The following is a 14,597-nucleotide window of genomic DNA, read 5'->3' as shown; positions in this document are numbered from 1 at the left end:
GCCTTGCGCTGCTCGGGAGACTCGGGCCCCAGATTCCAGAGGCTCTCGAAATAGAAGAAGGCCACCCCGAAGCCCTGGCTGCGGTTGGCCCGCACCTTCTCCCCCAGCAGAGGCAGGGGGGCCGGGCGGTTGCGCTGGCCGCTCATGATCGCGATTGCCGTGGGAATCTTGGCCCTGGCCTCGATCACCTCCGCCCTCCCCAGATGGGGCAGGTAGTCCTCCAGGTCCGGGCGGTAGATCTGCACCAGCAGCTCATCCACCAGCCCCCGGCGCACCCAGGCGAGCCAGTCCTGCAGTTGCAGCTTGTAGGCAAAGGCGTAGTAGTTCGGCGCCACCGAGATCACAGCCCCGGGCCGCACCCGCCKCNANSMWMCKKGSYGAGCCGCTCCATGAAGGCGGTGATCTTGTCGGCGCGCCACTTCACCCAGGCCCCGTCAGCCGGATTAGCCGGAGCGGCTCGGCCCGTTTCCTTGCGGTAGAGCGCCAGGGTGAAGGGGTCGTAGCCGAAGTCCTTCGGCAGGCTCATGTGGTCGTCGAACTGAATGCCATCGGCGCCGTAGCGACCCACCACCTCCACCACCAGGTCGGTGATCAGCTGCTGCACCTCAGGCCGGAAGGGATTGAGCCAGGCCACCTCCCCCGCGGCGCTGATCGAGGTCATGCCGCCGTCCTGCTTGCGGGTGAGCCAGTCGGGGTGGCGGCGGGCCAGCACCGAATCCTTGGGGGCCATGAAGCCGAATTCGAACCAGGGAATCACCAGCAGCCCCTGCCGCTTGCCCTCGGCAATCAGCTCGCCCAGCACGTCCTGGCCCTGGAGCCCCAGGTAGGTGAAGGTCTGCAGCTGGCGCTCCTGCACCACCTGGCTGGGGTAGTAGGCGATGGCACCGTTCCAGACCACTGGATAGAGGGTGTTGAACTGGAGGGTCGCCAGCTGAGAAACGGCCTCAGTCATCCGCTGGCGATCGCGCAGCACCGGCATGTCGTTGGCGGTGAGCCACACGCCCCGCAGCTCAGTTCCCGTGCCGGTGCTCTGGGCGCGCACCGCCAGAGCGCTGCCATGGCCCAGCAGAGTCAGCCCCCAGGTGAGCAGGGCCAGAAGCACAGCCAGGAGCCGGACGGGACGACGCAATGGGCCTGGGCAGCAGGCCAGAACCTAACCCCGTTCAGCGCTTCCCAGCCAGGAGCCAGATCAGCACCAGAGCTGGCAGCAATGGCAGCCAACCAGCCTGAAAGAGGCCGCTGAGCAGGCCGTTGAGCGGGGTGCTCAGCCAGTTGTAGAGCCCCATGGTGAGCGCCACGAGCACGAGAAGGGCGGCCATGGGGAGGTGTTCAGGCGGAGGGCAGAGAGGAGGACGCGGGCAGCGGGAACGGCACCGCGCCGGAGCGCAGCAGCTGCCATCCTCCGGCACTCTCCCAGGCCAGAACGGTGCTGGCCTGCCCGCTGGCCGGCGGCCAGGGCAGCGGGCCCAGCAGGGCCAGCTGCGGGAAGAAGGCGGCAGCTTCGGCCGCCGTGGTGGCGGCAGGCTCACCGGAGGGGTTGGCACTCGTGGTGGCCAGCGGGCCGGTGAGCTGCAGCAGCTCCCGGGCCGCAGCACAGGCCGGGATGCGCAGACCCAGGCTGCCGCGGCCGGGGTTGAGGGCCTCGGCCAGCGGCCCCTGGGCCGGCAGCACCAGGGTGAGGGCACCGGGCCAGCCGCGGCCGGCCAGGGCCAGCCACTCCGACTTCCAGGCCAGCCCCAGCAGCGGCTGAAGCTGCTCGAGGCCGGCACCCATCAGGATCAGGGGCTTCTCCTGGGGACGGCGCTTCAGCTCCCAGATCTGAGCGGCATGGCGGGGCAGGGCCGCCAGCGCCGGCAGGGTGTCGGTCGGCATCAGCCCTGCCTCACCGGCCAGCAGCCGGGCGGCCAGCTCGTGGGGGGGACACACCTGGTGCTGCTGGGGCGCTGAGGTCATGGGAGTGCCCTCCGGGCGGAGGCAAAGCGCAGCACGCCCTCCAGATCCCGGTGGGCCTGCACCTGCTGCAGACCCGCCTGGCGGAGCAACCCCAGCACCGTCCCGCTCTGGTCGTGGTGGTGCTCCAGCAGCAGGACGCCGCCGGGGGCGAGGGCCTGAGCGGCCCCCCGGGCGATGGTGCGGAGGGACCCGAGGCCATCGGGGCCGCCGTCGAGGGCCAGGCGGGGCTCGTGATCGCGCACCCCAGGTTCGAGGCCGGCCCACACGGCGCTGGGGATGTAGGGCGGGTTGGCCAGCACCAGGCCCAGAGCGCCCCACCACGGCTGCAGGGGATCCCACCAATGGCCCTGCAGCAGCCTCACCCTGGAGAGCGCCCCCACGGTTTCGAGGTTGGCTTCGGCCTGCCGCAGCGCCTCGGGGCTGAGGTCCACGGCCAGACCGCTGGAGCCGGGCCAGAGGCCAGCCAGGGCCGCAGCCACACAACCGGAGCCCGTGCCGAGATCCGCCCAGAGGGCCGGCGGAACGGCCACCAGCCCGCCCGCCAGCTCCACCAGGAGCTCGGTCTCCTGGCGGGGGATGAGCACGCCAGGCGCCACCTTCAGCTCCAGGTCGCGCCAGGGGCAGAGGCCCAGGAGGTATTGCAGGGGCTCACCGCCAGCCAGATGGCGCTGCCACAGCGCTTCGAGGCTGGCCACCCCGCAGAGCAGCTGCACGGGACGGGCCGGATCCAGATGCAGGCGCTGCAGTTCGCTCCAGGGCAGACCGCCAGCCAGATCCAGCAGCCAATCGAAATCGGCCCTGCGGCCTCCCTGGGCCAGACAGCGGCGGCGCCAGGAGAGCAGGTCGTGGGCCATCCAGGAGGGCGCACCCATGGGCTGCTGCCGGGAAGGGCTCTGAGTGGCAAGGCCGCGCAGCATGGGCCCAGCCTAAAGGCGGCGCCAGTGGAGGCCTGGCTCGGCGCGCACCACACCGGCCAGCTCGAGGCTGAGCAGCCGAGCGGCGAGCTGGGCGGCGCTCTGGTCAAACGTGAGGCAGAGCTGCTCCAGGGAGGCCCCTCCCTCCAGGGCTTGCAGCAGCGCCGCCTCGGGGTGGGCCTGGGAGGCGACCCCGCGCGTCCCAGCCGACCCACCTGCCGGGCCAGGGCCCAGCTGGCGGATCAGGTCGGCGGGTTCGAGCAGGGCCGCGGCTCCCTGGCTGAGCAGGCGGTTGCTGCCCCGGGCCGAGAGCCGTGCGGCATCGGCGGGCACCACCCACAGGGGCAGCKGCTCCTGCCAGGCCAACCGCGCCGAGTGCAGCGCCCCGCTGGGCTCGGGGCACTCCACCAGCACCACGGCCCGGGCGAGAGCCACCTGGAGGCGATTGCGGGCGGCGAAGTGGCCACGCTGCACAGCGGMTCCTGGAGGCTGCTCGCTCAGCAGCAGGCCCTGGGCCGCCACCTGGCCCTGCAGGGCGCCGTGGTGGCGGGGGTAGACCCGCTCCAGCGGCGTGCCCAGCACCCCCACCGGCAGGCCTCCTGCGGCCAGACAACCCCGGTGGGCCGCCGCATCGATGCCCTCCGCCAGCCCGCTCACCACGGGCCAGCCCGCCCGCGCCAACGCAGCCCCCAGGGCTTCGGCCATCGCCAGGCCATGGCGCGATGGCCGCCGCGTGCCGAGCACCGCCACCCCCTTGCGCCTGGCGAGCCAAGGCCAGAGCGAGCCCCGCCCGCGCCAGTGGAGCGCCAGCGGGGGGCGCTCCAGCTGCGTCATCGCCTCGGGATAGCTGGGGTCACCCGGCACCAGCAGCCTGCGGTCTGCTGGCAGACGCCCGCTCTCCAGCGGATCAGCCCCCCAGCGCCGCCGGAACGCCTCCAGGCCGGCCAGCCAGGCCTCCCCTATCCCGGGCATCGCGGCAAAGGCGGCGGCAGGAGCCTCCCAGGCCCTGGCCAGGGTGCCGAATCTCGCCTCGATCGCCCGCAGCCGCACCCAGCCGACGCCAGGGCATGAGGCCCACAGCAACCACCAGCGCCGTCGAGCCTGCCCCCAGGCCGGCTCTGCCCGGCAAGACTCCAGGGCCCGAGCCGCTCGCAGGTACTCCCTAAGACCTTGCCGCGACGGCGATCCTTGCTGCGAGGGCGATCCCAGCTGCGATGGCGAACCCTCGCCGGAGCGCCCAAGCGGCAACCGGGCCAGTGTTCCCATGGCGATCAGTACATCTGTACCAATGCTAGGCCCTCAGGCCGCTGGCGGCCCTCGCCGCAGGGCCGCCAGCGCCACCTCCAGATCGGCTGGCAGGCCGCGGCACACACGCCGCGCCAGACCCGCGGCCCCGTCCACCAACACCAGCTCCACTGCGGCTGTGGCCGCCACCCTCCCATCAGGGGCCAGGAACCAGCTGCGCCAGGGGATCCGCACGCCTCGGCGCGCCTCCACCACGCTGGCCAGCCGCACGCTGTCGCCGTGGCGCAGGGCCTGGCGGTAATCGATCGAGAGGGCCACCACCGGCAGTTCCAGCCCACGGGCCGCAAGGGCGCTGTAGGCCAGGCCAGCCGCCACCAGGGCCTCCACCCGCGCCTCCTCCAGCCAGGCCACGTAGGCGCCATGCCACATCACGCCGGCATGGTCGGTGTGCTGGGGCAGAACCCGGCGCTGGAGCACCCAGGCGTTGGGCTCTATCAAGGTCTGCATGGCGGCAGCCTCGTGCTCGGCAAACCGCCATAGGCTGCCTGAAAGCCCACCGCAGCACCCGTGTTTCGCAACGTTCTGATCGCCGATTCCGGCAAAGGCCACGTCGAGGAAATGGTGCGGATGCTCCGCGACATCCCCGTGGTACGCCAGGCACGCCTCAACCTCCTGCACGTGGTGCCGGAGCAGGCGGGAGCCAATTTCCAGGAGCACTGGCAGGAGGCCGCCGGCATCGTGGCCGCCGCCGTAGGCCGGCTGCAGCTTGACCCCAGCGAAGTGAACACGATCATTCGCCAGGGGGACACCAAACAGACCGTGCTGCTGGTGGCCGAGGAGCTCAACGCCGATCTGATCGTGATGGGGTCGAGGGGCCTGAGCCGGCTGCAGTCGATCCTCAGCAACAGCGCCAGCCAGTACGTGTTCCAGCTCTCGACCAGGCCGATGCTGCTGGTGCGCGACGACCTCTACGTGCGCCATGTGAACAAGCTTCTGGTGGCCATCGACGGCACCGGCGTGGGCGACGACGCCCTCAAGCTGGCCTGCGAACTGGTGCGGGAGATTCCCGGCGGCAGCCTCACCGGAGTGCATGTCACCCGCCAGGATCTGACCCCGTCGCGGGGGGGGCGCTCACCTGCCGATGAGGTGCTGGATAGGGCCGTACAACGGGCCCGGGGCCTGGGGGTGACGCTTCAACCGCTGCATCGCACCGGCGACGTGGGGCGCACCGTGTGCAGCGCCGCCGAGGACATCAAGGCCGATCTGGTGGTGATCGCCTCCCAGGATCGACGCCCCGTGGTGGCCAAGGCTCTGGTGGATCTCGACCGTCTGCTGGGCAGCTCCGTGAGCGATTACATCCGGGTGCATGCACCGGCACCGGTGCTGCTGGTGCGGGAGCCGGAACAGGGATAAGTGCTGAGGCCCCGTTGGCATGCGGGGCCTGAGGACAGCAGTCGGGAGGTTCAGCCGCGCTGACGGCTGCTGGTCTGGATGTAGAGCACCAGCAGGAACACGGTGGGAACCAACACGAACATCAGGCTGGCAACAAAGCCGAGATCGTTGGTTTCCATGGATGAGCTGAGGTTTCACCGGAGGGTATCACCGGCGATCGGGCCCCTCTCAGGGGCCTTCACCGGCCGTTGCACCGCGATCCGCGCCCAGGTCGGCGGCGTCTGCGGCGGCGACGTCCACTCCATCGGGCTTCGGATCGGGGCCGGCCTCCTTCTGGCTGGCGGCAGGGGGCTCGGGCCAGGTCGTGGGTCCAGGCGGCAGCGGTGAGGCCATGGCGGCCGCCTGGCGGCGGTCCTTGTCGGCCAGACCCACCTGGGGCCGGGTGATCACCACCMACGACTGCTGCACCAGGGTCTGGCAGGCCAGCCGCCAGTTGCCCGGGCGGCGCTTGAGCTTCTGGTCTTCCACCGGGGTGCGCCCCGTGAGGGCCTGAGTTGCCTGGCCCTCGGGGACTTCCACGAAGCAGGTGATGCACTGGCCGCAGCCACCACAGTTGCCCAGGGCACCCTTGAGCCCGTAGAGCTGAACCCCTTCGCGCAGAGCCACCTCCCGGAGGTTTTCGCCCGGGTAGCACTCCACATCACGCTCCTCTCGCAGGAACCGGATCACGGGCATCAGAGCTGGCGCAGCAGGCCCCATTCTGGGCCGCGCCGTTGCGGTCCGTAACCAGCGCCGCGCCGGAGGCGTGCCCACCCTTACGATCGCCCAACCCACCCAGAACGACTCCCCATGGGACTGCCCTGGTATCGGGTGCACACGGTCGTGATCAACGACCCGGGCCGACTGTTGGCCGTGCACCTCATGCACACCGCGCTGGTGGCCGGCTGGGCCGGCTCCATGGCGCTCTATGAGCTTGCGATCTTCGATCCATCCGACCCGGTGCTCAACCCCATGTGGCGCCAGGGGATGTTCGTCATGCCCTTCATGGCCCGCCTTGGGGTCACCGGCAGCTGGGGTGGCTGGAGCATCACCGGTGAAACCGGGGTGGACCCTGGCTTCTGGAGCTTCGAGGGCGTGGCCGCCGCCCACATCATCTTCAGCGGCCTGCTCTTCCTGGCCGCCATCTGGCACTGGACCTTCTGGGATCTCGAGATCTGGCAGGACCCCCGCACCGGCGAACCCGCCCTCGACCTGCCGAAGATCTTCGGCATCCACCTGCTGCTGGCCGGCCTCGGCTGCTTCGGCTTCGGCGCCTTCCACCTCACGGGCGTCTTCGGCCCGGGGATGTGGGTGAGCGATGCCTACGGCATTGCCGGGCATCTGGAGCCCGTACAGCCCTCCTGGGGACCTGAGGGCTTCAACCCCTTCAACCCCGGCGGCATCGTGGCCCACCACATCGCCGCCGGCATCGTGGGCATCATCGCCGGCATCTTCCACATCACCACCCGACCGCCGGAACGCCTCTACAAGGCCCTGCGGATGGGCAACATCGAAACGGTGCTGGCCTCGGCCATTGCCGCCGTGTTCTTTGCCGCCTTCGTGGTGGCCGGCACCATGTGGTACGGCGCTGCCGCCACCCCGGTGGAGTTGTTCGGCCCCACCCGCTTCCAGTGGGACCAGAGCTACTTCAAGGCTGAGATCAGCCGTCGGGTGCAGACCGCCCTCGACAACGGTGCCTCCATGGAGGAGGCCTACGGTTCCATCCCCGAGAAGCTCGCCTTCTACGACTACGTGGGCAACAGCCCTGCCAAGGGCGGCCTGTTCCGTGTGGGCCCGATGGTGAACGGCGACGGCCTGCCCACCGGCTGGCTCGGCCACATCTCCTTCACCGACAAGGAGGGCCGCGACCTGCAGGTGCGCCGCCTGCCAAACTTCTTCGAGAACTTCCCCGTCGTGCTCGAAGACCAGGACGGCATCGTACGGGGCGACATCCCCTTCCGCCGGGCTGAAGCCAAGTACTCCTTCGAGCAGACCGGCATCACCGCCACCGTCTATGGCGGTGCCCTGAACGGCCAGACCTTCACTGATCCGGCCGCTGTGAAACGGCTGGCCCGCAAGGCCCAGCTTGGTGAGGCGTTCGAGTTCGACCGCGAGACCTACAACTCCGACGGCACCTTCCGCAGCTCACCCCGCGGCTGGTTCACCTTCGGCCATGCCACCTTCGCCCTGCTGTTCTTCTTCGGCCACATCTGGCACGGTGCCCGCACCCTCTACCGCGACGTGTTCGCCGGGATCGATCCCGATCTGGGCGACCAGGTGGAGTTCGGCCTGTTCCAGAAGCTGGGCGACAAGTCGACCCGCCGCCTGCCGGAGGGCTACGTGCCCCCGGCAGGCTCCACCCTCAGCTGACCCGGGAGTCACCCCATGGAGAGCTTCGCCTACATCCTGATCCTGACCCTGGCCCTGGCCACCCTCTTCTTTGCGATCGCCTTCCGCGATCCGCCGAAGATTGGCAAATAGACCCTGGTTTCATTGATCTCATCAGCCTTCGAGCTGGCCTCGCCCCTGACTCCGTCAGGGGCTTTTTGCTGCTCAGCTCTTCTCAAGGGCGGATCGGCTGCTTAAACTTCTCAAACCCAGCGCGGAATTTCGGGGATGCAATGCCCCTCCTGCCAACACACCGACAGCCGGGTGCTCGAATCACGGGCCGCAGACACCGGCAGGAGCGTGCGGCGACGCCGCGAATGTCTGAACTGTGCGTTCCGTTTCACCACCTATGAACGGGTGGAAACGGTGCCCATCACCGTGGTGAAGCGCAACGGCAGCCGTGAAACCTTCAACCGCGCCAAGCTGCTGCACGGCTTGCTGAGAGCCTGTGAAAAAACCGGACTCGAGCCAGCACGGCTGGAGCTGTTGGTGGACGAGATCGAGCTGCAGCTGCAGCAGCGCTCCTGCCGGGAAGTGACCAGCGCCGACATCGGCGAGCTGGTGTTGCAGCAACTGGCCGAGATGAGCGAAGTGGCCTACGTGCGCTTTGCCTCGGTGTACCGGCAGTTCCAGGGCATCAGCGATTTTGTCGCCGCCCTCGAGCGCCTCAATCGCCGCGCCAGCAAGGGCACGCAGCTGGCGGCGATCGGCTAGGCCTCCCGGCCCCGTTGATACAGTGATGGATCGCGACGCACCGCTGGCGGGCGGGCGCGTCGATCCCTTCACCCTGCCTCGGGCAGACCGCCACTTCTCCATGACCGTGACCCCTTCCGACATCAGCAGCACTGAGGCCGCCGATCTCGCCGTTGCCGCTGAAGCGGCCGACGATCTCGACCTCGCCATTCCGGAAGAGGTCCCGACAGCTGACGACCCGAGCAGCCGCGCCGCCACCCGTGACCTCGACGGCGTGGGCTTCACGCTGGATGAGTTCGCGGCCCTGCTCAGCAAGTACGACTACAACTTCAAGCCTGGCGACGTCGTCAACGGCACCGTGTTCGCCCTGGAATCCAAGGGCGCGATGATCGACATCGGGGCCAAGACGGCCGCCTTCATGCCCCTGCAGGAGGTGTCGATCAACCGGGTGGAGGGTCTGAGCGATGTGCTGGAGCCCGGCGAGATCCGCGAGTTCTTCATCCTCAGCGAGGAGAACGAGGACGGCCAGCTCACCCTCTCGATCCGCCGCATCGAGTACCAACGTGCCTGGGAGCGGGTGCGCCAGCTGCAGAAGGAAGACGCCACCATCTACTCCGAGGTGTTCGCCACCAACCGCGGTGGTGCCCTGGTGCGGGTGGAGGGCCTGCGGGGCTTCATCCCCGGCAGCCACATCAGCACCCGCAAGGCCAAGGAAGAGCTGGTGGCCGATTTCCTGCCCCTCAAGTTCCTGGAGGTGGACGAGGAGCGCAACCGCCTGGTGCTCAGCCATCGCCGCGCCCTGGTGGAGCGCAAGATGAATCGCCTCGAGGTGGGCGAAGTGGTGCTGGGCACCGTGCGCGGCATCAAGCCCTACGGCGCCTTCATCGACATCGGCGGCGTGAGTGGCCTGCTGCACATCTCCGAGATCAGCCACGAGCACATCGAAACGCCCCACACGGTGCTGAATGTGAACGACCAGATGAAGGTGATGATCATCGACCTCGATGCCGAGCGCGGTCGCATCTCCCTCTCCACCAAGGCCCTGGAGCCGGAACCCGGCGACATGCTCACCGACCCCCAGAAGGTGTTCGACAAGGCGGAGGAGATGGCCGCCCGCTACAAGCAGATGCTGCTTGAGCAGGCTGAGGACAACGAGCCCATGGGTGTCACCGTCGACTGAGCCCAGCCACCGTGGCCCTGCTGCTGCTGAGGGGTCAGCCGATCGGGGAGGTGGACGCCGTGCTGTTCGACAAGGACGGCACCCTCTCGATCAGCGAGCCCATGCTCCATGCCCTGGCCACGGCCCGGGTGACACATGGGCTGAAGCTTCTGGAAGAGCGCCATGGCCCGCTGCATGCCAGGCAAGGATCCCGCGCCAGAGATCTGCTGGAGCAGGCCTACGGGTTGCGGGGCCAGGGCATCGATCCAGCCGGCACCACGGCCGTGGCCTGCCGCGAGCACAACCTCATCTCCACGGCCACGGCCCTGACCCAGGTGGGTCTCGGTTGGCCGGAGGCGCTTGAGCTCAGCCAGGAGGTCTTCACCGTCACCGACCACCTGCACGGCCAGGGCAGCGCCAGCCCTCCAGGAGCCAGCCCAGGGCTGCACGGGTTGGTACAGCGGCTGGCCGGAGCCGGGCTGCGCTGCGCCGTGATCAGCAACGACGACCAGGCCGGCATCGAGGCCTTTCTGCTGAGCCAGGGGATGCGACCGCACTTTCAGGCCAGCTGGAGCGCCGAGCACACCCCCCGCAAACCCGACCCCGCCGCCGTGCTGGGCCTCTGCGAAGCCCTGGGGGTGGAACCGGATCGCTGCGCGCTGATCGGCGATGCCAACAGCGACCTGCGCATGGCCCGCAGCGCCGGCGTCGGCGTGGTGCTGGGCTACCTGGCGGGCTGGAGCAGCCCACCTCCCCTGGATCCCTCCTTCCCTCAGCTCAGCCACTGGGCTGAGCTGAGGGAAGGAGGGATCCAGGGTGACGCAATCACGCCATAAGCTGGTGCCCCCAAAGGCCCCATGCCATGAGCCGGTATGTGTTCACCTCGGAGTCGGTGACCGAAGGTCATCCCGACAAGATCTGTGACCAGGTGAGCGACGCGGTGCTTGACGCCCTGCTGCACCAGGATCCAGCCTCCCGGGTCGCTTGCGAAACGGTGGTCAACACCGGCCTCTGCCTGATCACCGGCGAGGTGACCACGACGGCCCGGGTGGACTTCAACAGCCTGGTGCGGGACGTGATCAGCCGGATCGGCTACAGCGGTGCCAGAGCGGGCGGCTTCGACTCCCACAGTTGTGCCGTGCTGGTGGCCCTCGATCAGCAGTCGCCCGACATCGCCCAGGGCGTCGATGAGGCCGACGACCACGCCGGCGATCCGCTTGACAAGATCGGCGCCGGCGACCAAGGCATCATGTTCGGCTACGCCTGCAACGAGACGCCCGAACTGATGCCCCTGCCGATCAGCCTGGCGCACCGTCTGGCCCGCCGGCTGGCGGCAGTGCGTCATGACGGCAGCCTTCCCTACCTGCTGCCGGATGGCAAAACCCAGGTGAGCGTGGTGTACGAGAACGACGTTCCCGTGGCCATCGACACGATCCTGATCTCCACTCAGCACATCCCTGAAATCGAGGGCATCAGCGACGAGAAGGGGCTGCGTGAGCGCATCGCCGCCGATCTCTGGACCGAGGTGGTGCTGCCAGCCACCGCCGATCTGGACCTGAAGCCGAGCCGGGAAGCCACCCGCTTCCTGGTGAACCCCACCGGCAAGTTCGTGGTGGGAGGCCCCCAGGGGGATGCGGGCCTCACCGGGCGCAAGATCATTGTTGACACCTATGGCGGCTATGCCCGCCACGGCGGCGGCGCCTTCTCCGGCAAGGACCCCACCAAGGTGGATCGCTCCGCTGCCTATGCCGCCCGCTATGTGGCCAAGGCCCTGGTGGCTGCTGGGCTGGCCCGCAAGGTCGAAGTGCAGCTGAGCTATGCCATCGGCGTTGCCAGGCCGGTGAGCATCCTGGTGGAGAGTTTCGGCACCGGCAGCCTCAGCAATGCCGACCTCACCGCCCTGGTGCAGGAACATTTCGACCTGCGTCCAGGCGCCATCATCGAAACCTTCGCGTTGCGCGATCTTCCCCAGCAGCGCGGCGGCCGCTTCTACCAGGACGTGGCGGCCTACGGCCACTTCGGGCGCACCGATCTGAACCTTCCCTGGGAGAAGGTCGACGGCATCGCCGCCACCCTGAAGGAGGCCAGCCAGGGCGACAGTTCACCCAGCGGCGATCGCAGCGCCGTCGCCGCAGCGGCCTGAGCCTGGCCGGCCGAATCGGGATGGCTGGCGTGCCCAGCCCCTGCGCCCTTGGCCTGGACCTGGGCAGCAGCGGCCTGCGGCTGGCGGCTTGCAACGCCAGCGGCGATCTGCTGGTTGAGCAAGCCGCTGCCTATCCCGCTGCCTTCAGCGATCCCACCAGCTGGCGCGAGGGCCTGGTGGACCTCTGCGCCCGTCTGTCGCCCGAGCTGCGCGCCAGCGTGGGCGCCATCGCCATCGACGGCACCTCCGGCACCCTGCTGCTCTGCCACCGGGACGGCAGCCTGCTGGAGGGTGCCCTCGGCCAGGCCCTCTCCTACGCCACGGCCTGCCCCGAGCAGGTCCGCAGAGCCCGGCAGCTGAGTGAGGGCGACGACAGGGCAGACGCCTCCAGCGATGGGGCGGCCGCCTCCCCCGCCGCCAGTGCCAGCGGCAGCCTGGCCCGGGCCCTGCGGCTGCTGGAGGCCGCCCCGGCCCCCGGGGCTGAACTGCTGCTGCGCCATCAGGCCGACTGGCTGATGGGCTGGCTGCTGGCGGACTGGCGCTGGGGCGAAGCCACCAACAACCTTCGCCTGGGCTGGGATCCCCTGCACTGGCGCTGGCAGGGCACCATCGCCTTCCAGCCCTGGAGCCCAGCCCTGCCGAGGATCTGCGCCAGCGGCAGCGTGCTCGGCCGCCTCGCCGCCGCCACTGCCCACAGCCTGGGCCTGTCGGCCAGCTGCCAGGTGGTGGCCGGCAGCACAGACGCCAATGCCGCCGTGCTCGCGGCCGCTCCAGGCCCCGGCGATGGAGTGGCGGTGCTGGGCACCACCCTGGTGCTGAAGCAGTTCTGCAGCCAGCCCCTGCAGGGCCCTGGCCTCAGTTGCCACCGGGTGGCCGGCCGCTGGCTGGTGGGAGGCGCCTCCAACAGCGGCGCCGGCGTGCTGGGCCAGTTCTTCAGCCCGGCTCAACTGGCCGAGCTGAGCCGCCAGATCGACCCCTCACGGCCCACAGGCCTGGAGCTGCGGCCCCTGCCCGGGCGCGGTGAGCGGTTCCCCGTGGACGACCCCGACCTGGAGCCGATCCTGGGGCCCAGGCCCGTGAGTGATGTGCACTTCCTCCAGGCCCTGCTGGAGGGGTTGGCGGCGATCGAGCAGGCCGGCTGGCAGCGGCTGTCCAGCCTGGGGGCACCCCCGATCCAGCGGGTGATCAGCCTCGGCGGCGGCGCCCGCAATCCCCAGTGGCGGCGCCTGCGCCAGCAGCGCCTCGGGGTGCCCGTGCTCAACCGGCCTGGCCTGTCAGCCGCCCTGGGCATGGCAAGACTGGCTGCATCCACCCTCAAGCCAACTCCCGAACTCCGATGAACGACCGTCTGCGCACCTGGATCTCCATGGGCCTGTTCGTGATGCTGGCGGGCTACGTGAGCTTCAGCGCCATCCGGCTGGGCCTGCTCCTGTGGCAGCGCTTCGCCGCCGGCTAGAAGCCCCAGAATCAGATCACCCGCCCTGACCCCCATGGCCGCCGACCCTCTCACCGCCGCCGTGAGCGATCGGATCTGCAAGCACATGAACGACGACCATGCTGAAGCGGTGCTCAGCTATGCCCGCCACTACGGCGGGGTGGCCGACGCCAGCGAGGCCCGCATGCTCGCGGTTCAGCCCGAAGCGATGCAGCTCGACGTGGACGGCCGCAGCATTGAGGTGGCCTTCGACCACACCCTCACCGACAGCGAAGACGCCCACCGCACCCTGGTGGCGATGCTGCGGGCCATGCCCCAGCAGGCGCCAGGCTGACGCCAATGGGGCAAAGCTGAAACCGTGTCGAGCCGTAGGGCGATGGTTGCAGGGTTCTGGGCTGGCCTGGGGGAACTGCTGCCCCTGGAGTGGCTGGTGCGCGACCCCAGCCGCCCAGCAGGGGGCGCCGCCGGGGCCTGGAAGCGGGAGGCAGCTCCCCTTCACGGCAGCGAGCCCCTGGCCTGGTGGTCTGCCGGGCTCTACGACGGTGCCCTGCGCCGCCACCTGCTGGGGCTTCGCCGTGAGTTGCAGCCTCAGGGATTGCTGCCCCTGGTGAGAACACTGGCGGAGGCACTCCGGAGCGATTCAGGCCCGGCGCCGGGCAGGGAGCATCCCCTGCTCGTTCCCATCCCCAGCTGGAAGAGTCGGCCCAATCCCCTACCGCCCTTGCTGGCGAAGCAGCTCTCGGGCCAACTCCGCTGGCCCGAGGCGCCCCTGCTCGCCCGAAGCCGGCCTGTGCTGGGTCAGCACCGCCTCAACAGGGAGCTGCGCTGGGCCAACCAGGAAGGTGCCTTCCATTGCGCGATTCAAGCCCGGGGGGATCGCCGTGGCCGGCGCCCGCTGATGCTGCTCGATGACATCCTCACCACCGGAGCCACGGCGTGTCACGCCGCGGCAGCCCTCGAAACCGCCGGCTGGCGCGTCCTGGGCCTGGCCTGCCTGGCTCGCACCCCAGAGCGTCGGGGGTCGTGATCTAAGATCCCTGGGTCGCCAAGGCGACGGGCCGGGATAGCTCAGTTGGTAGAGCAGGCGACTGAAAATCGCCGTGTCCCCAGTTCAAATCTGGGTCCTGGCATTTCAATCCTGGAAGTGCAACCCTGTCAGCGCATCCCTGGCCTCGCAGCAGCAGCATCTGAACAGGGAGCTTGCTGAAAACCCCGGTCTTGCCTTCTCCTCTGCGT

Annotated in this window: 18 protein-coding genes, 1 tRNA gene and 1 pseudogene; 11 read left to right on the top strand and 9 right to left on the bottom strand. The window is 69.4% G+C overall.

Annotated features, from left to right (window positions below; translation table 11 throughout):
- The 7 genes and pseudogenes from IQ216_RS14425 to IQ216_RS04830 all read right to left on the bottom strand — a co-directional run.
- On the bottom strand, positions 1-359 hold a 359-nt coding region (locus IQ216_RS14425), incomplete at its 3' end, for a family 10 glycosylhydrolase (protein WP_370566604.1).
- Positions 341-1,129: pseudogene (locus IQ216_RS04855) on the bottom strand (family 10 glycosylhydrolase). The pseudogene IQ216_RS04855 and the gene IQ216_RS14425, both read right to left, overlap by 19 nt.
- 34 nt (positions 1,130-1,163) lie before the next feature.
- On the bottom strand, positions 1,164-1,319 hold the full coding sequence (locus tag IQ216_RS04850) for a hypothetical protein (protein WP_186697221.1): 156 nt from the start codon (positions 1,317-1,319) through the stop codon (positions 1,164-1,166).
- Between the two features lie 10 nt (positions 1,320-1,329).
- On the bottom strand, positions 1,330-1,953 hold the full coding sequence (locus tag IQ216_RS04845) for an L-threonylcarbamoyladenylate synthase (RefSeq protein WP_193814563.1): 624 nt from the start codon (positions 1,951-1,953) through the stop codon (positions 1,330-1,332).
- Complete coding sequence (gene prmC, locus IQ216_RS04840) at positions 1,950-2,825, bottom strand: peptide chain release factor N(5)-glutamine methyltransferase (RefSeq protein ID WP_193814564.1); 876 nt, start codon at positions 2,823-2,825, stop codon at positions 1,950-1,952. Before prmC ends, IQ216_RS04845 begins: the two co-directional genes overlap by 4 nt.
- Positions 2,826-2,879: 54 nt before the next feature.
- Positions 2,880-3,950 carry a DNA-processing protein DprA gene (locus IQ216_RS04835; protein WP_228007145.1) on the bottom strand — a complete coding sequence of 357 codons (1,071 nt, stop codon included), beginning with the start codon at positions 3,948-3,950 and terminating at the stop codon, positions 2,880-2,882.
- 216 nt (positions 3,951-4,166) lie between these two features.
- The gene (locus IQ216_RS04830; protein WP_193814561.1) at positions 4,167-4,619 is read right to left on the bottom strand and encodes an acyl-CoA thioesterase; all 453 of its coding nucleotides are present in this window, start codon (positions 4,617-4,619) and stop codon (positions 4,167-4,169) included.
- 60 nt (positions 4,620-4,679) lie between these two features.
- Between IQ216_RS04830 and IQ216_RS04825 the strand changes: the two genes are divergently transcribed.
- A complete protein-coding gene (locus IQ216_RS04825; protein ID WP_186697225.1) occupies positions 4,680-5,525 on the top strand; it encodes a universal stress protein in 846 nt (281 codons plus the stop codon).
- A 50-nt stretch (positions 5,526-5,575) separates the two neighbouring features.
- On the opposite strand, the gene psbM is transcribed toward IQ216_RS04825, so the two are convergent.
- Both psbM and IQ216_RS04815 read right to left on the bottom strand, forming a co-directional pair.
- Entirely contained in the window at positions 5,576-5,683 is a 108-nt protein-coding gene (gene psbM / locus IQ216_RS04820) for a photosystem II reaction center protein PsbM (RefSeq protein WP_043368765.1), read from the bottom strand.
- Between the two features lie 49 nt (positions 5,684-5,732).
- The gene (locus IQ216_RS04815) at positions 5,733-6,239 is read right to left on the bottom strand and encodes a 2Fe-2S iron-sulfur cluster-binding protein (protein ID WP_193814560.1); all 507 of its coding nucleotides are present in this window, start codon (positions 6,237-6,239) and stop codon (positions 5,733-5,735) included.
- Between the two features lie 114 nt (positions 6,240-6,353).
- Between IQ216_RS04815 and psbB the strand changes: the two genes are divergently transcribed.
- The 10 genes from psbB (at position 6,354) to IQ216_RS04765 (ending at position 14,491) form a co-directional block, all read left to right on the top strand.
- Positions 6,354-7,913 carry a photosystem II chlorophyll-binding protein CP47 gene (gene psbB, locus IQ216_RS04810; RefSeq protein WP_186697227.1) on the top strand — a complete coding sequence of 520 codons (1,560 nt, stop codon included), beginning with the start codon at positions 6,354-6,356 and terminating at the stop codon, positions 7,911-7,913.
- Positions 7,914-7,928: 15 nt separating this feature from the next.
- Entirely contained in the window at positions 7,929-8,024 is a 96-nt protein-coding gene (locus IQ216_RS04805; RefSeq protein WP_043368769.1) for a photosystem II reaction center protein T, read from the top strand.
- Between the two features lie 135 nt (positions 8,025-8,159).
- Entirely contained in the window at positions 8,160-8,645 is a 486-nt protein-coding gene (nrdR, locus tag IQ216_RS04800) for a transcriptional regulator NrdR (RefSeq protein ID WP_193814559.1), read from the top strand.
- A 100-nt stretch (positions 8,646-8,745) separates the two neighbouring features.
- On the top strand, positions 8,746-9,804 hold the full coding sequence (locus tag IQ216_RS04795) for a 30S ribosomal protein S1 (protein ID WP_186700760.1): 1,059 nt from the start codon (positions 8,746-8,748) through the stop codon (positions 9,802-9,804).
- A gap of 11 nt (positions 9,805-9,815) precedes the next feature.
- On the top strand, positions 9,816-10,619 hold the full coding sequence (locus IQ216_RS04790; protein WP_193814558.1) for an HAD family hydrolase: 804 nt from the start codon (positions 9,816-9,818) through the stop codon (positions 10,617-10,619).
- Positions 10,620-10,645: 26 nt separating this feature from the next.
- Positions 10,646-11,926: a methionine adenosyltransferase gene (metK, locus tag IQ216_RS04785; RefSeq protein ID WP_193814557.1), complete on the top strand. Its 1,281-nt coding sequence runs from the start codon at positions 10,646-10,648 to the stop codon at positions 11,924-11,926.
- A gap of 20 nt (positions 11,927-11,946) precedes the next feature.
- Positions 11,947-13,266: an FGGY-family carbohydrate kinase gene (locus IQ216_RS04780; protein ID WP_193814556.1), complete on the top strand. Its 1,320-nt coding sequence runs from the start codon at positions 11,947-11,949 to the stop codon at positions 13,264-13,266.
- Positions 13,267-13,416: 150 nt separating this feature from the next.
- On the top strand, positions 13,417-13,695 hold the full coding sequence (locus IQ216_RS04775) for a DUF2470 domain-containing protein (protein ID WP_186697233.1): 279 nt from the start codon (positions 13,417-13,419) through the stop codon (positions 13,693-13,695).
- 24 nt (positions 13,696-13,719) lie between these two features.
- A complete protein-coding gene (locus IQ216_RS04770; RefSeq protein ID WP_193814555.1) occupies positions 13,720-14,388 on the top strand; it encodes a ComF family protein in 669 nt (222 codons plus the stop codon).
- A 30-nt stretch (positions 14,389-14,418) separates the two neighbouring features.
- Positions 14,419-14,491: transfer RNA gene (locus tag IQ216_RS04765), tRNA-Phe, on the top strand.
- Positions 14,492-14,597 lie beyond the last annotated feature (106 nt).

This window comes from Cyanobium sp. LEGE 06143 (assembly GCF_015207535.1).
Lineage (GTDB): Bacteria > Cyanobacteriota > Cyanobacteriia > PCC-6307 > Cyanobiaceae > NIES-981.
This window is presented reverse-complemented; position numbering and strand designations above follow the sequence as displayed.